The organism is Ginsengibacter sp., from assembly GCF_057362405.1.
Genome location: NZ_JBMQQG010000082.1, coordinates 46,693 through 61,820 on the forward strand (window position 1 = coordinate 46,693; position 15,128 = coordinate 61,820).

16 protein-coding genes are annotated in these 15,128 nt (G+C 38.5%); 8 read left to right on the forward strand and 8 right to left on the reverse strand.

What is annotated here, in order from left to right:
- Window positions 1-60 precede the first annotated feature (60 nt).
- Window positions 61-429, forward strand: coding sequence for a DUF922 domain-containing protein (locus tag ACO1O5_RS07315; protein WP_486269184.1), 369 nt, complete (start codon window positions 61-63; stop codon window positions 427-429).
- 25 nt (window positions 430-454) lie between these two features.
- Here the strand turns inward: ACO1O5_RS07315 and ACO1O5_RS07320 are convergent, their stop codons facing one another.
- Both ACO1O5_RS07320 and ACO1O5_RS07325 read right to left on the reverse strand, forming a co-directional pair.
- Entirely contained in the window at window positions 455-2,341 is a 1,887-nt protein-coding gene (locus ACO1O5_RS07320) for an Nramp family divalent metal transporter (protein WP_486269185.1), read from the reverse strand.
- Window positions 2,331-2,990 carry a metal-dependent transcriptional regulator gene (locus ACO1O5_RS07325; RefSeq protein ID WP_486269186.1) on the reverse strand — a complete coding sequence of 220 codons (660 nt, stop codon included), beginning with the start codon at window positions 2,988-2,990 and terminating at the stop codon, window positions 2,331-2,333. The genes ACO1O5_RS07320 and ACO1O5_RS07325 overlap by 11 nt, the downstream gene beginning before the upstream one ends.
- A 300-nt stretch (window positions 2,991-3,290) precedes the next feature.
- Here ACO1O5_RS07325 and glgP point away from each other — a divergent pair, with 300 nt between their 5' ends.
- The 3 genes from glgP (at window position 3,291) to ACO1O5_RS07340 (ending at window position 7,008) form a co-directional block, all read left to right on the forward strand.
- Window positions 3,291-4,943: an alpha-glucan family phosphorylase gene (gene glgP / locus ACO1O5_RS07330; RefSeq protein WP_486269187.1), complete on the forward strand. Its 1,653-nt coding sequence runs from the start codon at window positions 3,291-3,293 to the stop codon at window positions 4,941-4,943.
- Between the two features lie 123 nt (window positions 4,944-5,066).
- The gene (locus ACO1O5_RS07335) at window positions 5,067-5,768 is read left to right on the forward strand and encodes an SGNH/GDSL hydrolase family protein (RefSeq protein ID WP_486269188.1); all 702 of its coding nucleotides are present in this window, start codon (window positions 5,067-5,069) and stop codon (window positions 5,766-5,768) included.
- Between the two features lie 25 nt (window positions 5,769-5,793).
- Complete coding sequence (locus tag ACO1O5_RS07340) at window positions 5,794-7,008, forward strand: MFS transporter (RefSeq protein ID WP_486269189.1); 1,215 nt, start codon at window positions 5,794-5,796, stop codon at window positions 7,006-7,008.
- On the opposite strand, the gene ACO1O5_RS07345 is transcribed toward ACO1O5_RS07340, so the two are convergent.
- Window positions 6,997-8,829, reverse strand: coding sequence for an LTA synthase family protein (locus tag ACO1O5_RS07345; RefSeq protein ID WP_486269190.1), 1,833 nt, complete (start codon window positions 8,827-8,829; stop codon window positions 6,997-6,999). The two genes, ACO1O5_RS07340 and ACO1O5_RS07345, sit on opposite strands and share 12 nt — an antisense overlap.
- 149 nt (window positions 8,830-8,978) lie before the next feature.
- On the opposite strand from ACO1O5_RS07345, the gene ACO1O5_RS07350 reads away from it, so the two are divergent.
- A complete protein-coding gene (locus ACO1O5_RS07350; protein WP_486269191.1) occupies window positions 8,979-9,782 on the forward strand; it encodes a DUF1223 domain-containing protein in 804 nt (267 codons plus the stop codon).
- A gap of 21 nt (window positions 9,783-9,803) precedes the next feature.
- Here the strand turns inward: ACO1O5_RS07350 and ACO1O5_RS07355 are convergent, their stop codons facing one another.
- The 5 genes from ACO1O5_RS07355 to ACO1O5_RS07375 form a co-directional block, all read right to left on the reverse strand.
- Window positions 9,804-10,697: a DUF6263 family protein gene (locus ACO1O5_RS07355; protein ID WP_486269192.1), complete on the reverse strand. Its 894-nt coding sequence runs from the start codon at window positions 10,695-10,697 to the stop codon at window positions 9,804-9,806.
- Window positions 10,698-10,908: 211 nt separating this feature from the next.
- The gene (locus ACO1O5_RS07360; RefSeq protein ID WP_486269193.1) at window positions 10,909-11,112 is read right to left on the reverse strand and encodes a cold-shock protein; all 204 of its coding nucleotides are present in this window, start codon (window positions 11,110-11,112) and stop codon (window positions 10,909-10,911) included.
- A gap of 85 nt (window positions 11,113-11,197) precedes the next feature.
- Window positions 11,198-12,001, reverse strand: a complete 804-nt coding sequence (locus tag ACO1O5_RS07365) for a sterol desaturase family protein (RefSeq protein ID WP_486269194.1) — start codon at window positions 11,999-12,001, stop codon at window positions 11,198-11,200.
- Between the two features lie 198 nt (window positions 12,002-12,199).
- Entirely contained in the window at window positions 12,200-12,646 is a 447-nt protein-coding gene (locus tag ACO1O5_RS07370; protein ID WP_486269195.1) for an Hsp20/alpha crystallin family protein, read from the reverse strand.
- Between the two features lie 147 nt (window positions 12,647-12,793).
- Window positions 12,794-13,333 (reverse strand): hypothetical protein, encoded by a 540-nt coding sequence (locus ACO1O5_RS07375; RefSeq protein ID WP_486269196.1) that lies wholly within the window; start codon window positions 13,331-13,333, stop codon window positions 12,794-12,796.
- Window positions 13,334-13,496: 163 nt separating this feature from the next.
- Here ACO1O5_RS07375 and rpsJ point away from each other — a divergent pair, with 163 nt between their 5' ends.
- The 3 genes from rpsJ to rplD all read left to right on the forward strand — a co-directional run.
- Window positions 13,497-13,802, forward strand: coding sequence for a 30S ribosomal protein S10 (gene rpsJ / locus ACO1O5_RS07380; RefSeq protein ID WP_123122649.1), 306 nt, complete (start codon window positions 13,497-13,499; stop codon window positions 13,800-13,802).
- A 115-nt stretch (window positions 13,803-13,917) separates the two neighbouring features.
- On the forward strand, window positions 13,918-14,535 hold the full coding sequence (rplC, locus tag ACO1O5_RS07385) for a 50S ribosomal protein L3 (RefSeq protein WP_486269197.1): 618 nt from the start codon (window positions 13,918-13,920) through the stop codon (window positions 14,533-14,535).
- 1 nt (window position 14,536) lies between these two features.
- A partial coding sequence (rplD, locus tag ACO1O5_RS07390) for a 50S ribosomal protein L4 (protein ID WP_486269198.1) occupies window positions 14,537-15,128 on the forward strand: 592 nt, incomplete at its 3' end.

The window sequence follows — 15,128 nt, forward strand, 5'->3', positions numbered from 1 at the left end:
CCAATTGAAAATAATTTTGCCGGCGCGGTAACTGCGTCGGGTTTCGCCTTCGATTCTCAAATGAAATTTGACAAAAGGAATATTTACCTAAACATTGGTGTGTATACTTTTTTCACTAAAAGCGATTCATGGAGAAAGCCCCGGATAAATTCCGAATATCATTTACTTCATGAGCAGCATCATTTTGATATTACAAGGCTTGGCGCAGAAAAATTTATTGCTGAAATAAAAAAGGCAAAATTTACGAAGGGAAATTATGCGAAATTACTGACCTCGATTTTTGATAAAGTATATAAAGAAAATTCGGAGTTACAGCATTTATATGACCGGGAAACTAATCATAGCATCAACGTTCAAAAGCAATTAGAATGGAATAGTAAAATAGCTGCTGCAATTGAAAAGATCAGGGAAAGTGTCGTGATAAAATAGCAGTCTGTTTCATCCGTGAGTCTCATCAAATATTTTCATCTTTTAAACTCACCATTAATATAGGAATCCGAAGTTCATGCCTTACAGAATTAACAGTTTCTCCATAAATGAGATCCTTTAGACCCGTGTGGCCGTGAGCTCCCACAACTAACATTTCTGCATTACTTTCTTTTACGAGCCTTACAATTTCTTTTGCACGGTTTCTAAATCCGAGGAGGCTTGTTGCTTTAAATCCTTTTTCTTTTAATTGGTTAACATAGCCATCCAACTGAGCATGATCTTTTCTTGTTTCATAATCATCACTCTGGCTTCCCCATAATTTTGCCGATGCACTTTCAACAATATGCAGGAGTATATAATGAGTCCGTTCATTTCCTTGCCCTATTGCATAACTGATCAATTTTTTATCGTTTTCAGAAAAATCCAACGCAACAGCTATTCTGTCATATCGTGGGATATCAAGTATGATGTTTTCCATTTCGGGATGTATTTTAATAGAGGCTGCCATTTTTCTTCTTGTTATTGCCGGCTCAAAAAGTAGATATAAAAGTAAGGCACTGAAAAACAGGGCACTTGCAATAATTATTATTTTTGGCATAATTGCATTTCCCTCAAATACAGGCACAGACTGGCTTACCAGCATTTGAACATTAAGCCATATAAGCACAACGGCAATAAGCCACGCCATTATCTTTGTTGGAGTTTTTATTACAAAATTTCCCATCCTCGATTTATCGCTAACAAAATGGATTAGGGGAATAATTGCAAAACCAAGCTGCAGGCTAAGGATAACCTGGCTAAGTACCAACAAATAATCAACCTGCTTATCGCCATAAATGATTATTACAATTAGCGCTGGAATAATTGCGAGTAGCCTTGTAATAAGTCTGCGTAACCATGGGTTAATACGCAGACTCAGGTAGCCTTCCATTACAATTTGGCCTGCAAGTGTTCCTGTGATTGTTGAGCTTTGGCCTGCAGCTATTAGTGCTATTGCGAATAAATAAGGCGCCACGTTTCCTAAAAAATTTGGAAGCAAATGATAGGCCTCGTGTATCTCTGCCACCTGTGAATTGCCGGATTTAAAAAAAACTGCGGCTGCAACAACCAGGATGGCAGCATTAACAAAGAAAGCCAGGTTCAGTGCGACGGTGCTATCAATTCTATTGTATTTAATAGCTTGCTTTATTCCCTTTTCAGTGCGTTCTATTTTTCTTGTTTGCACCAGTGCGGAATGTAAATAAAGATTGTGTGGCATTACCGTAGCACCAATAATCCCGATGGCAATATATAATGCTTCATTATTAGGTATGTGGGGCACAAAGCCTGTAGCAATTTCGCTGACAGCGGGCGCTGCCATAATCATTTGAATCAAAAAGGCGCCGGCTATTATTCCAACAAGTGTAATAATGAATATTTCCATCTTTCGCATGCCCAACTTTTGGAGATAGAGTAATAAAAAAGTATCGAACACTGTGAGGCTAACTCCCCAGATTAAAGGTAAACCGGTAAGTAACTGAATACCGATTGCCATTCCTAACACCTCGGCTAGGTCGCATGCAGCAATGGCGATTTCTGCAAGAATGTATAACGTGAAGTTGATTATTCTCGGGTATGCTTCCCGGTTAGCCTGCGCAAGATCACGCCCTCTTACAATACCCAGGCGAGCCGACAACCCTTGTAGAAGTAAAGCCATAAGATTACTCATCAGCAATACCCAAATAAGTGCGTAGCCAAATTTACTTCCTCCCTGCAGGTCTGTAGCCCAGTTTCCCGGGTCCATGTAACCAACACTTATTAGATAAGCTGGCCCCAGGAAAGAAAATATTCTTTTCCAACCCAATCTCTTCGTTTCGATGCTTCCATGTACTTCACTCAGGGAATTATCGTATAGTTTCTTCTCAACTATCATATACAAAAATATTTTGAGCAGCCAGCCCGCTGATAATGCACTCTGGTTGTTTGGCAATCTTAACCTGGAGCGATCCGTCGAATACAAAAGACTTCAGAACTTTTATTGGGGAGCCTATTTTTAATCCATAATGATTCAACATTTCCATCATTTGCGGCGATTGGTTGCTGACAGAACTTACAACTGCATTTTTCTTAATGGATAAATCTTTTAGGGCGATTTGCTGAAGAACAGGCATAACGCCTTTTTCATCGGGAATAGGATCTCCATGAGGATCTATTTTAGGATTACCGAGAAAGTGATCCAGTTTTTCTATCAGTTCTGTGCTGCTTACATGTTCCAGTTCTTCAGCAATATCATGAACTTTTTCCCATTCCATATCAAGCTTCGATACCAAAAAAAATTCCCATAGCCGGTGCCTTCTTATAATTTTAAGCGCTTGCTTATTGCCGGCATTATTTAACCTGAATCCATAATACTTCTTATATTCCAGCAGATTTTTTGATTTTAATTTCTTCAGCATGTCGGTTATGGATGCCGCACTTGTATCAAGAAAAGCCGCGAGTGAGTTGGTATTTACCTTTTCCGTTTTAGACTGGAGGTTATAAATACTTTTGATGTAGTTTTCTTCGCTCTCAGATAATTTCATGTTATTTAAAAAAAAATTTAGACAAATCTAAAAATTAAATTTGATAAGTCAATCTTAAAACGCCAAACGGGAAATTATCTTTTAGTTTAATATGAGAGCAGGAATCGAACTGATCATAAGGGCAGCATTGGAACAATTGGCACGTTGATAGTTTACAAAAATTAATTTGATACAAAACAATTATTAATGTTTAACGTTACTGTACATGAGAGACGCAACTTACAATTGCAAGCCGAAACCTTCAATATGTTGAATTTTCCTTTTATCTTGCGCCCTCATTAAATTCGATCTGATTATATTATGAGTTTTGAAAATTACAGGGTCCCCTATGAAACCGAAGCACGATACTCAAAAAAGGTTGCTTATTTCTCCATGGAGTTCGCGATTCACCAGCCCTTGAAAATTTATAGCGGTGGTTTGGGGTTTTTATCTGGTTCTCATTTACGCAGTGCTTATGAGCTCAAACAAAATTTGATTGGTATTGGTATTCTTTGGAAAGAAGGCTACTATGATCAGGCCAGAAACCAGGACCAGACTTTGAACGTAGTTTGGATCGATAAGATCTATAATTTTCTGGAAGATACCGGCATCATGTTCCAGATTCCGATTCACGACCATCCTGTATGGGTTAAAGTTTGGCATTTAAATCCGAAGACATTTAATACAGCGCCACTGTTTTTGCTTAGTACTGATGTGCCGGAAAATGATTATGTATCCCAGACAATAACCAACAGGTTATACGATGGAAATGCTGCCACTAAAATTGCCCAGTTTATTTTGCTGGGAATTGGCGGCGCCAAATTAATTGATCAGCTAAATTTTAACCCCGATCTGTACCATCTTAACGAGGCCCATGCTGTAAGTTCAGTATTTTACCTGTTTAAAAAATTTGGTAATAAAGACGAAGTAAAAAAGCGATTAGTATTTACGACACATACCCCTGAAGAAGCTGGTAACGAAAAGCATGACATGTTTCTTTGCGAGAAAATGAGTTATTTCTATGGGATGCCTTTGGCACAAGTGAGGGAACTCACCGGCATTACGGACAATCTTTTTAATCATTCGCTTGCCGCATTGCGTTTTGCTCACCTGGCAAATGGAGTATCGCAACTTCATGGAGAAGTGAGCAGGCAAATGTGGAAAAAGTATGAAGGTATTTGCGAAATAAAATCTATCACGAACGCCCAGAACTGGCGTTATTGGGCAGATAAACAATTATATCGGGCAAAAGAAGAGGGAAATGATACTGTATTTGATGACAGGAAGAAATATCTTAAGAAAAGAGGATTTGAAATTGTTGCAGACCAGACCGGTAAGTTGATGAAACCCGAGGTGCTGACTATTGTTTGGGCAAGGAGATTTGCCGGCTATAAAAGAGCTGAGTTACTAACGAGAGATCATAAACGTTTTGAAGCGTTATTAAATAATCCGAAATACCCGATACAAATAATATGGGCCGGTAAACCCTACCCACTTGACTTTCCTGCAATAGCTGATTTTAATCACCTGGTGAATTTGAGTAAGCAATATAAAAATGTTGCGGTATGTACCGGCTATGAGCTTACACTAAGCAAACGATTGAAGCAATCGGCTGACGTATGGCTAAACAATCCTCGCGTGCCCAGGGAAGCAAGCGGAACAAGTGGAATGACCGCAGCGATGAACGGGGCTGTAAATCTTAGTACTAACGACGGATGGATATGCGAATTCATCAACAACGGCAATAATGGGTTTGTAGTGCCTCCTGCCGATTATATGAACATGCACGTTGAAGAGCAGGATGAATACGATTTAAATAAGTTGTACGAAATCCTGGAAAAGGAAATACTGCCTATCTATTATGATGATTTTGATACGTGGCGACAAATTGTAAAAAACGGAATGAGAGATGTTCAGTTCCAGTTTGACAGCAACCGGATGGCTAATGAGTATTATGAAATATTGTATAAATAGATTATTCTTAAAGCTAATGAGAATAAAAGGCGTTTGATTAATATCAATCGCCTTTTTTAATAATGTCGTTACCTGCTCCTGTATTTTTTCGTATATAGGATTTTAATACTTAAAAAATGCGTTATGAAGAAGTTGGTTTCGCTGTCAATTGCGTTTTTATCCATAATATCGTGTGCGAAAAAAAGTAACGATGTAGTTATGAACCAGGCACCTTTTGCAGATACTTCAAAAACCTACTTAGCTCTCGGCGATTCTTATACGATTGGCCAGTCGGTTGATACTGCCGACAGATACCCGGTACAGACTGTTAACTTGTTAAGACAAAAAGGTATCCAAATAAAAGAACCCGATATTATTGCGGTAACGGGCTGGACGACCACCAACCTGATTAACGCTTTAAACGCTAATCCACCCAAAACCAATTACTCAATTGTAACCCTTCTTATTGGCGTTAATAATCAATATCAGCACCTAAGTATTGCCGAGTATAAAGCCGAGTTCACCGAACTACTGAACAGGTCTGTTTCATATGCTGGCAATAATAAGGAACATGTAATCGTACTCTCTATTCCGGATTACAGCGTTACACCTTATGCCGCGGGTGCTGATACTGCACAGATAGCAAAAGAAATTGACGAATTTAACGCCGCCAACAAAACCATCACTTTGGCAGCGGGAGTGCACTATCTTGATATAACCCCCATCTCCAGGGAGGCTAAATATAATCTTCAGCTTGTCGCAGGCGATGGCTTACATCCATCTGCGCTTCAATATGAAAAATGGAGTGTACTCCTGGCGCCGTTAATGCAGCAAGAATTGCATTAGTAACTAATCTATATTTGTCAACATTATGATTGGCAAAACACTTTCCCTTTACAAAAAAGCTTACGGCGGTCTTTCACCAGGCACATGGTGGCTTTCGCTTGTAATGCTTGTAAACAGGAGCGGAACAATGGTGATACCTTTTATGACTATGTATCTCACGCAACATTATGGTGTTACTATTGGCAAAGCCGGGTTTGTTATGAGTCTTTTCGGGCTGGGGGCTATTGTTGGTTCTCTTGCAGGTGGTAAGTTAGTAGATAAAATTGGATACTATTATGTACAATTGTTTGCCTTGATTTTCGGCGGATCTATGTTTATCATACTTGGTGAAGTTCGGTCCTATACGGGCATTTGCATATGCACCTTCATTCTTGCTATTTTAAATGAGTCCTTTCGGCCGGCCAATACGGTCGCTATCGCTCATTATAGTAAAGAGGTTAACAGAACACGGTCCTATTCGCTTAACAGGCTTGCTGTTAATCTCGGCTGGGCGGCAGGTGGCGCTTTGGGAGGAATTATCGCGAGTTTTAATTATAATTTATTGTTTTGGGTTGACGGAATTACTAACCTTTTGGCAGCATGCCTTTTATATATAACGTTGTCGCCTAAACGTAATTCCGCTACCGAAGTAAAAACCCGGGAAAAAACATTAGTAAAAAATTCAGCTTACAAAGACCGCACTTATATTTCTTTTGTGTTTTTAGTGTTTCTATTTGCATTGTGTTTTTTCCAGCTCTTCACTACCATCCCTGTCTTTTTTAAAGAACATTTTCATTTAAGTGTTTTGTTTATCGGGCTGATTATGGCGCTCAATGGGTTGATTATTGCCGTTTTTGAAATGATTACCATCTTTTCACTTGAAGGGAAACGCCCCTCGCTCCATTTTATATCGGGAGGCGTCTTGCTGGTATCCATGGCTTTTTTATCACTGAATTTGCCCAAAGTAAATTATGGAATGATTGCAGTTCTTTCAATGTTGATTCTGACCTTTGGTGAAATACTGGCCATGCCCTTTATGAACGCCTTCTGGATCGCGAGAACCGAACAAAGTAACCGCGGGCAATATGCAGCATTATATAGCGTGGCGTGGGCATGTGCCCAAACTGTGGGCCCGTATGCCGGTTCCTTAATTGCAGAACATTCAGGGTACCAAACGCTTTGGTTGGTTATTAGTTCTATTTGTTTTCTACTGGCTATTTTTTACAGGCGGTTGCAGCCTGCACAGGTACTATCGGTTTAAAAAATCCTGGAAAGAGAATTGCATGTATGCCTTTCCGTTATTAATGTCGGCGGAATCAACTTTGCCCTTTTCGTAAATTACTTTTTTCGAAACATTATCCATTGTTACGATGCCTGTGGGAGTAACAAATCCAAACCCATTGTTGAAACTATAAAAAGCGAATGGCCGTGCCGATGAATCTAGCAAGTCTTTGCTCCATTTGAACTTGTTGCGGGGAATATTAAGTTGATCTAAAACTGTTGATACAATATCTGTTTGAGATCCTATTGTTGTGACTATCCCTTTCATGTTTAATGCACCACCGGTAAAAATTAACGGGATATGAAATTTTGAAGGCAGATCGTTTCTGTCATACCCCGGCAAAGGATGACCATGGTCAGCCACTAATACAATAAATGTATTTTGCCACAACGGATCTTGTTTTAAGCGATTTATAAATAGACCAATGCAGCTATCCGTATAGGCAACGGAGTTTCTGAATTTTGATGTTACATCATTTCCCTTAAATTTATGAAAGGCCGGCACATCGTAAGGTTCATGGCTGCTTAGTGTAAATATTGTTGCAAAAAAAGGCTGCTGCTTTCGTTTAATATCTGCAAAAAAAGTATCTAAAGCAAACTGGTCATGCACGCCCCACGACGTCGTTCTTTCCGAGATGGGAAAGGAATATTTACTCACCAGTTTATCAAAGCCTGTGTTGACGAGATAAGATTTTATGTTGGCAAATTCAAGTTCGCCACCGTACGTATAGCTGGTGCCATATCCATTAGCTTCCAGTGTTTTTGTTATAGACGGCAGATTTTGTGTTTTTGTTGGCGTTTTTATTATAGAGGTTAACGCCTGGTTGGGGTAGCCGCTCAATACTGCCATTAGGCCTTTTTCACTTCTATCTCCGGCTGCATAAATATTTGTGAATAATAATCCATCGGCTGCAATCTTGTCAAGGTTGGGAGTAACGCCTGGTTCGCCACCCAGACAGCCAACAAACTTTGCGGTATAGCTTTCAAGAATAATAAACAGGATATTTGGTTTTTTAAGATTGAAAATGGAGGGAATCTTCGCCGCCCCTGTATTATATAAATCGCCAACTATTTGCCCTGCACGATTTTCGGGAAAATAATCAAACGGATTTTTTTTATTGTTCCTGTTGAGAATAGAAAAGGAAATATTCCATGGTAAATTTAGCGCAGCATGATCTGCAAATAATTTTGTTGAAAAGTAAACATCACTTTGGTTCATTGGGATTTTTTGAATACCGCCGCGGATAGGCACAAACAAGAATGCGATCAGAAACAATGAGATGCAAAAGTTAAGAATTGAAAACCTGGCTGGCGGGAACTGAACATATCTTTTAACCACTTTTTTGTAGAGCCATATAAATGATGTAGACAGAATTATAAAAATGATTAATAACAAAAATAATGGGGACGATGAAACGGAGGCGCCCATTTCTTTGGGAGATTTCAGGTAAAGCAATGGAGTTGCGTCCATCCGATAGCCCCATGCAGTATATAGTTCCAGGTCGGCTGTTGTTAAAAATGAAAGCAATACAATGACGATAATTGTATAAATTTTTAATACCTTTTCAATTCGAATTTTTATGAAAGCATTTCTAACAAAAAATAAAACAAAAGGGAAAATACAGATATACGCCGCAAAGGATACGTCCATCCTCAAACCATATAGAAACACTTTAAAAATTTCACCGCCGGTTAGTGCTTCAGTAAGCCGATGATGATAAACCAGGAAAAGCGATTTGCAAATTAGAAAATAAAAAATCCAAAATGCCAAACAGGCAATGTATCCGAAATATTTTTTCACGCGGCAAAAATACTATTAACAGCAGTAAAGAAAAGTGAATGCGTTTAAAGTTGACTGAAAAAGTTAAGCAACTATTGAAGAAGAAAAGTTAAAGTATTTTTAACCGAAACTTTGCAAAACCATCTCACGTATTTTATTAAATAGTTTTTATGAAAAAGTTTGTTTACCTGGTTCTCTCAGTTAGTGCAGTTGTCACATTATGGTTCTGCATCTCTTCGTGTGGAGTGAAATCCAAAGGAGGTACTGCAAATTTGGAAACCGGCATATCCGTATCCGGGAATAAAAAGGTTGCAGTTCTTGAACTGTTCACATCCCAGGGTTGTTCAAGTTGTCCTTCTGCGGACAGGCTCATGGGCAGTTACAACACTAAAGAAAATGTGATTGTTCTGTCTTTTCATGTCGATTACTGGGACCGTTTAGGTTGGAAGGATCCGTATAGTTCAAAAGAATATACGAAACGACAATACGACTACGCGTCGGCGTTACATTCGGATGTATATACGCCGCAACTTGTAGTAAATGGTGAAAGTGAAATGATCGGAAGTGATGCAAATAAAATTTCCGATGCGATTGATAAAGCTTTGGCCGAACAACCTGAAGCCACTGTTTCGATCAATTCGGTAAAGTTTGAGAATGACCGCCTGCCGGACGGACAGGGAAAAGCGATTATAAATTTCGATGTATCGGGAAAAACCGGCAATGCAGTATTGAATATTGCTCTTGTTCAAAAGCAGACAAGTACGAATGTAAAAGCGGGAGAGAATGGAGGAGCTACACTCACTAACTATAACGTCGTAACAAATTTTAAAACCATAAACAGAGTTGCTGACGGAAGTAATGAAGCAACGATAGATATGCCTTCATCGCCTGACTTAAATAACCTTTCAGTCGTTTTGTATTTGCAGCAAAAAAAAGGTAATAAAATTACAGCAGCAGACCAGGCAAATTTTTAACTTACCTGGAAGATTAAATAATTACATCGCCTTTACTGTCGTTAATGACGTAGCGTTAATTTTTGTAGGAATTTCCTGCCCCATAACGCTAATGTTTCCTGAGGCAACCATTGTAGTATTATTTTGTAAGATCACCCCGGTATTAATATTAACGGTTTCTTCCCCGGAAAATTTGCCACTGGTTCTTGTGTTGATTTCCATCCCCTGCATTTCAATTTTTGTATCCCGTGTTTCCGTTCCGGAAATGGCAATCGTCGCTATATTTTCTTTTACCTCTTTAATAGAATAATAGGTTACACGGCTAACGCCGTCTTTTGACGTCGAATCCTGCCAACTGTTGCCCGTCTGCGCTTTTTTTGAAATTGCGATGAAAGCAAATGTTGCTCCATAACCCTGTGCTTCAGGATCACCCATTTGTTTTAGCATCATTTCAGTCGGAGTAGGGGCACTATTTTGTGCAGAATCATTTTTTTCGTGAAAAATAACTTTGCCTGATAAATCCATAACAACAGGATATGCATGGTTAATATAACCTTTTAAATTACTTCCCATTTCGCCGTCCATATCTTCTTTTTTTTCCGAGTCGAAAGTAATGTTTTGACCCATTGTAGACATATTCATTTTAATAGCAGCAATCTTATTGGTCAAATCGTAAATGCTGTCTTTTACGTCGTTCACTTCTATGTTATAAACAGAGGTTATATCAGCATTTGTCTGCATTGATTGCCCCTGCATTTCAGAAGTGCTGGTGGTAGTTATCTTATTTTCTACAATGTATTTCTGGCCCTTTATGAGTGTTACTTTGGCTGCGGGTTCCTCTTTTTTTGGAACAACTGTAGTATTCCCCGATATTTTATGAGAGCAACGAGTTGCCGTGATTATAATAATAAATGCAAAAAGAATATTTTTTTTCATTAGTTTTTTTATTGATTACAAATATAGGCTGGTAAAGTATTAGAATTGCCTTATAAGGATGTTTTAGAGGTGAATTGGGTGGTAGCTATTCGGCTGGAGGTAACTTTTAAAAATGTTACCTGAGTTGCATCTGAATGTACTAATTGGCAGGATCTTTAAATAAAAAAAGGGAAGTAATTAAACTTCCCTTTGTAATTTGAAAATATCGATTTTAGCCGATTAATTTCACATTAACGGCATTCATGCCTTTTTGTCCATTTTGCAAGTCGAATTCTACTTTATCGTTCTCTTTAATTTCATCAATTAAACCGCTTGCATGTACGAATGTTTCCTTTGAGGAATCATCGTGCTTAATAAAACCGAAGCCTTTTTCAGTATTGAAAAATTTTACGGTTCCTGTTGTTTTGTTGTCCATTGTATTGTTGTTATTTAAAAAATTAAATGCGAAGATAGTCTTTTTAATTTTAGTCTTAGCAATGAATATAAAGCTGTATTAAAAATTAACCTTTTGTCATGGGGCGGGGAGGCTTTGCTGTGGTGGATTCAAAAAGCGTTTTAAAGAGCGGACTTTCAGTTTTCTTTATCTTGTCCCAAAAAGTAAAATACAGACCATAATTGTATTTAAACTGTTTATGATGAAGGGAATGATGCGTTGCCCCAATAAGCCATTTGCCAAAAAAACTATTATTGAAGCTATTGGGATAAATTTCAATATCAAGATGATTAATAACGCTGCTGATTGTCATGATCGTAAGCTGAATAATTATAACATAATAATGCATCGGCAAAATCATCAACATAAGAGGTAGAAAAACTGCCTGCAGTAAGCCTTCCAGCGGGTGAAACGAAAAGGCGGTAAACGGGCTTGTAATATTACTGTCGTGGTGTACTTTATGAACAATCTTGAAAATTGACGGATGATGCATCCACCTGTGAAGCCAATAGTAATAGGTTTCGTGCGCGAGCATGAAAATGGCAAGACTCACTGGTAAATACCACCATCCATAAATGTTAGAATCCGTATAAACTTTTGTAAATCCTTTTTGCCAGAGTATAACGGTGGCCGTACCCGCAACCGAAAACAGCAGTGACGTTACAATACTCCACTTCAACTCTATTTTAAATTGCCCTCTTTTATAATTTCTTGCATTTATTTTGCGGGCTTTCCATCTTTCAGGAAACCATACATAAAACACCAGGTAGAAAATTCCTGCTATTAAAAGATACCTTCCAGTTATAATAACGAAAAAAATAATTGTAACTATAATTAGCCAGTAAGGCTTAGCAAAATCTGGAACATCCATTAACTAAATTTAACGAAAAAAGTTTCAAGTTATGACAATTGAATATAGACATATAAATGGAAAGGAGTTCATGGTTTTAATTTTCGTCGGGTATTTTCCCTTGAAATATTTTTTTCCTGTATGAATAACCCGGTTACAAAAATGGCCCTTTAATATGAAAAGGGCCTGTAGGAGTCACTTTAGGCAATAATTCTTTAATTATTGCACATTAATAAGCCTCGCTGGCTTTTGCTTTGCTTCTTCTCTTTTTGGAATACTTAATCTCAGCAAACCGTTTTCATATTTGGCCTCGATCTTGTCAGCATTTACCACCTCCTTGGGTAAATGGAAAGTTCTGAAGAATGATTGATAGCTAAATTCTTTCCGGTTATAATTTTCTCCCTCTTTTTGTTCAGATTCATCTTGTTTTTCCGAGCTGATTGTTAATGCAGCCCCATCAAGTTCAATTTTGAAATCGTCCTTCTTCATGCCTGGCGCAGCCATCTCTACTAAGAAACTATCAGGGGTTTCCTTGATGTTTACTGCAGGGATACTGTTGCCTGAACTGGCAAAATTGTTGTCCCAATTGAACAAGTCGTTGTTGAAAAAATTATTCCAAATGGAAGGCATAAATTCTGACCTGCCATTTCTTTTTACTAGTGTCATAGCTTACCTCCTTTTTTAATTGTTAGTAATTTATTTGTTGTTTATAAAACAAATAAAATGCCATTAAAATAAGGCTTGCCCAGGCATGAAATATTTTCAGAAATACTGCCAGTTTATGTTGGCAAGTAAGAAAATTCTTCAGTAAAATTAGAAGGAGTCTTCAGGAATATCGTCATGATTGTCGCCACCCAGGCTGTAATCATTATTCTCTTCGTCTTCTTCGCCGATCTCTTCGTCATCGTCATCGTTTTCCGCACCAGGTATATCCAGGTCAATACCAGATAAATCATCTTTAAAACTGCCTTCATTTAATGGCGTTCCCTCATCATCGACATTATCAAGAGCGGCTTCCCTTAAATGAGCATCATCTCCTGAAGGCATGTCGTTGGCGGCCTTTTCAAGATCTTCTTTTTCTGTTTCAGATACATTTGAATCGGAATTTTCATCTATTATTTCATCAACCTTTTCGCCGAAAATTTCGTCACCTTCTTCGTCCGATGACGATGAAGTTACATCAGCCATTTCTCCCATTGGTGCGGGTACAATATTAGCCTGGCCCGGAATATCTGATAATTCTGGTAAGTCTATGACAGTTATTTTCGGTTGCAACATTTCGTTCATATCATCGGCTGAATCCCAAAGATCCATGGACACTACATTTCCCGATGTCGTATTTTTATTTTGCATATTTAATTATTTATTTTATTAGGTAAATTCCCTGCTGAATCAGGTCTCACAAAGTTCCTTAAAAATAATTGCCAAAACTTACAATTAATTCTTTGTCATTTAATTCAATACCCATACCTTTGCGCTCCCGAAATAAATTTGGTGCTATAAAAGTTCTTTAAATATGTCTCAGAGAATCAGAATTAAACTTCAGTCTTACGATCATAACCTGGTTGATAAATCGGCCGAAAAGATTGTAAAGACAGTGCGCAGCACAGGTGCAGTAGTTACCGGGCCAATTCCCTTACCTACTCACAAAAAAATATTTACTGTTTTGCGCTCGCCTCACGTTAATAAGAAGGCACGTGAACAGTTTCAATTGTGTACGCACAAGCGTTTGCTGGATATTTACACCAGCAGTTCAAGAACAGTAGATGCATTATCAAAGCTTGATTTGCCATCTGGTGTTGATGTTGAGATTAAAGCGTAGGACTTGTCTTCACCTTCTCCTTGTGGAGAAGGACGGGATGAGGCTACATAGTTCTTATATAAAATTGTAACATCCATCTACGGCTTGCCGTAGCGCTGGATATAATAAAATAGAAATGAAAAGTATTATTGGAAAGAAAGTTGGCATGACCAGCATTTTCGATACTAACGGCAGGCAGACTGCTGTGACCATTATTGAAGCTGGCCCATGCGTTGTAACTCAGAAGAAAACTGTAGATACTGACGGATATAATGCAGTCCAGATTGCTTTTGGAGATAAAAAAGAAAAGCACACCCTCCTCTCAGAAAAAAACCATTTTGCCAAAGCAAATACCCCGGCAAAAAAATTCGTAAAAGAAATACGCGATAGCGAAACAGATAAAAATATTGGCGACACTATTAGTGTTGACATATTTAATGAAGGCGATAAAGTAGTCGTTATTGGCACAACCAAAGGAAAGGGTTTCCAGGGTGTGGTAAAACGTCACGGCTTTCATGGTGTTGGTGAGCAATCTCACGGACAGCATGATAGGTCAAGAGCTCCCGGATCTGTTGGTGGATCATCCTATCCTTCCCGCGTATTCAAAGGCATGCGCATGGGTGGCCGTATGGGGAGCGATAAAGTACAGGTTAAAGGCCTCAAGGTGGTAAAGATTTTCCCTGAGAAAAATTATATATTAATAAGTGGTTCGGTTCCCGGCCATAATGGTTCCATCCTCTTAATTCAGAAGTAATATGAAATTAGACGTAATAAATATAGAAGGAAAAAAGACCGGCAGAAATATCGATTTACCTGATGAAATATTTGGTGCAGATCCAAATAGCCATGTTATTTGGCTGGCAGTGAAACAACATCTGGCTGCTCGTCGCCAGGGTACTCATAAAGTTAAGACAAGAGCAGAGGTAGAAGGTTCATCAAAGAAACTTCACAAACAAAAAGGTACCGGTGGCAGCCGTAAGGGAAATCTTCGTAACCCGTTGTATAAAGGTGGTGGTACAGTTTTCGGACCTAAACCTCACGGTTACGACATTAAGTTGAACCGCAAGGTAAAAGATCTCGCAAAAATTGGTGCGCTAAGTGCAAAAGCAAAAGACAATAAGATTTTTATTGTAGAAGATATAACCATGGAGGCACCTGCAACCAAGCAATTCACGCAAATATTCAGCACAATAGTTCCGGAAAGCAGGAAAGCGCTGTTCATTATGCATGAGCACAATGAAAATGTTTACAAAAGTTTTCGTAATGCACCCGCAATCTGTGGAACGCTGTTGAGCGATATCAATACGTATGACATAATGAATTCGGATACGGTTGTATTTACTGAGA

What these genes read in the sequence shown, in the direction of transcription:
- ACO1O5_RS07315 (WP_486269184.1), top strand. Translation starts at nt 61, where the DNA reads ATGAAATTTGACAAAAGGAATATTTACCTAAACATTGGTGTGTATACT.
- ACO1O5_RS07320 (WP_486269185.1), bottom strand. Translation starts at nt 2,341, where the DNA reads ATGATAGTTGAGAAGAAACTATACGATAATTCCCTGAGTGAAGTACAT.
- ACO1O5_RS07325 (WP_486269186.1), bottom strand. Translation starts at nt 2,990, where the DNA reads ATGAAATTATCTGAGAGCGAAGAAAACTACATCAAAAGTATTTATAAC.
- glgP (WP_486269187.1), top strand. Translation starts at nt 3,291, where the DNA reads ATGAGTTTTGAAAATTACAGGGTCCCCTATGAAACCGAAGCACGATAC.
- ACO1O5_RS07335 (WP_486269188.1), top strand. Translation starts at nt 5,067, where the DNA reads ATGAAGAAGTTGGTTTCGCTGTCAATTGCGTTTTTATCCATAATATCG.
- ACO1O5_RS07340 (WP_486269189.1), top strand. Translation starts at nt 5,794, where the DNA reads ATGATTGGCAAAACACTTTCCCTTTACAAAAAAGCTTACGGCGGTCTT.
- ACO1O5_RS07350 (WP_486269191.1), top strand. Translation starts at nt 8,979, where the DNA reads ATGAAAAAGTTTGTTTACCTGGTTCTCTCAGTTAGTGCAGTTGTCACA.
- ACO1O5_RS07355 (WP_486269192.1), bottom strand. Translation starts at nt 10,697, where the DNA reads ATGAAAAAAAATATTCTTTTTGCATTTATTATTATAATCACGGCAACT.
- ACO1O5_RS07360 (WP_486269193.1), bottom strand. Translation starts at nt 11,112, where the DNA reads ATGGACAACAAAACAACAGGAACCGTAAAATTTTTCAATACTGAAAAA.
- ACO1O5_RS07365 (WP_486269194.1), bottom strand. Translation starts at nt 12,001, where the DNA reads ATGGATGTTCCAGATTTTGCTAAGCCTTACTGGCTAATTATAGTTACA.
- ACO1O5_RS07370 (WP_486269195.1), bottom strand. Translation starts at nt 12,646, where the DNA reads ATGACACTAGTAAAAAGAAATGGCAGGTCAGAATTTATGCCTTCCATT.
- ACO1O5_RS07375 (WP_486269196.1), bottom strand. Translation starts at nt 13,333, where the DNA reads ATGCAAAATAAAAATACGACATCGGGAAATGTAGTGTCCATGGATCTT.
- rpsJ (WP_123122649.1), top strand. Translation starts at nt 13,497, where the DNA reads ATGTCTCAGAGAATCAGAATTAAACTTCAGTCTTACGATCATAACCTG.
- rplC (WP_486269197.1), top strand. Translation starts at nt 13,918, where the DNA reads ATGAAAAGTATTATTGGAAAGAAAGTTGGCATGACCAGCATTTTCGAT.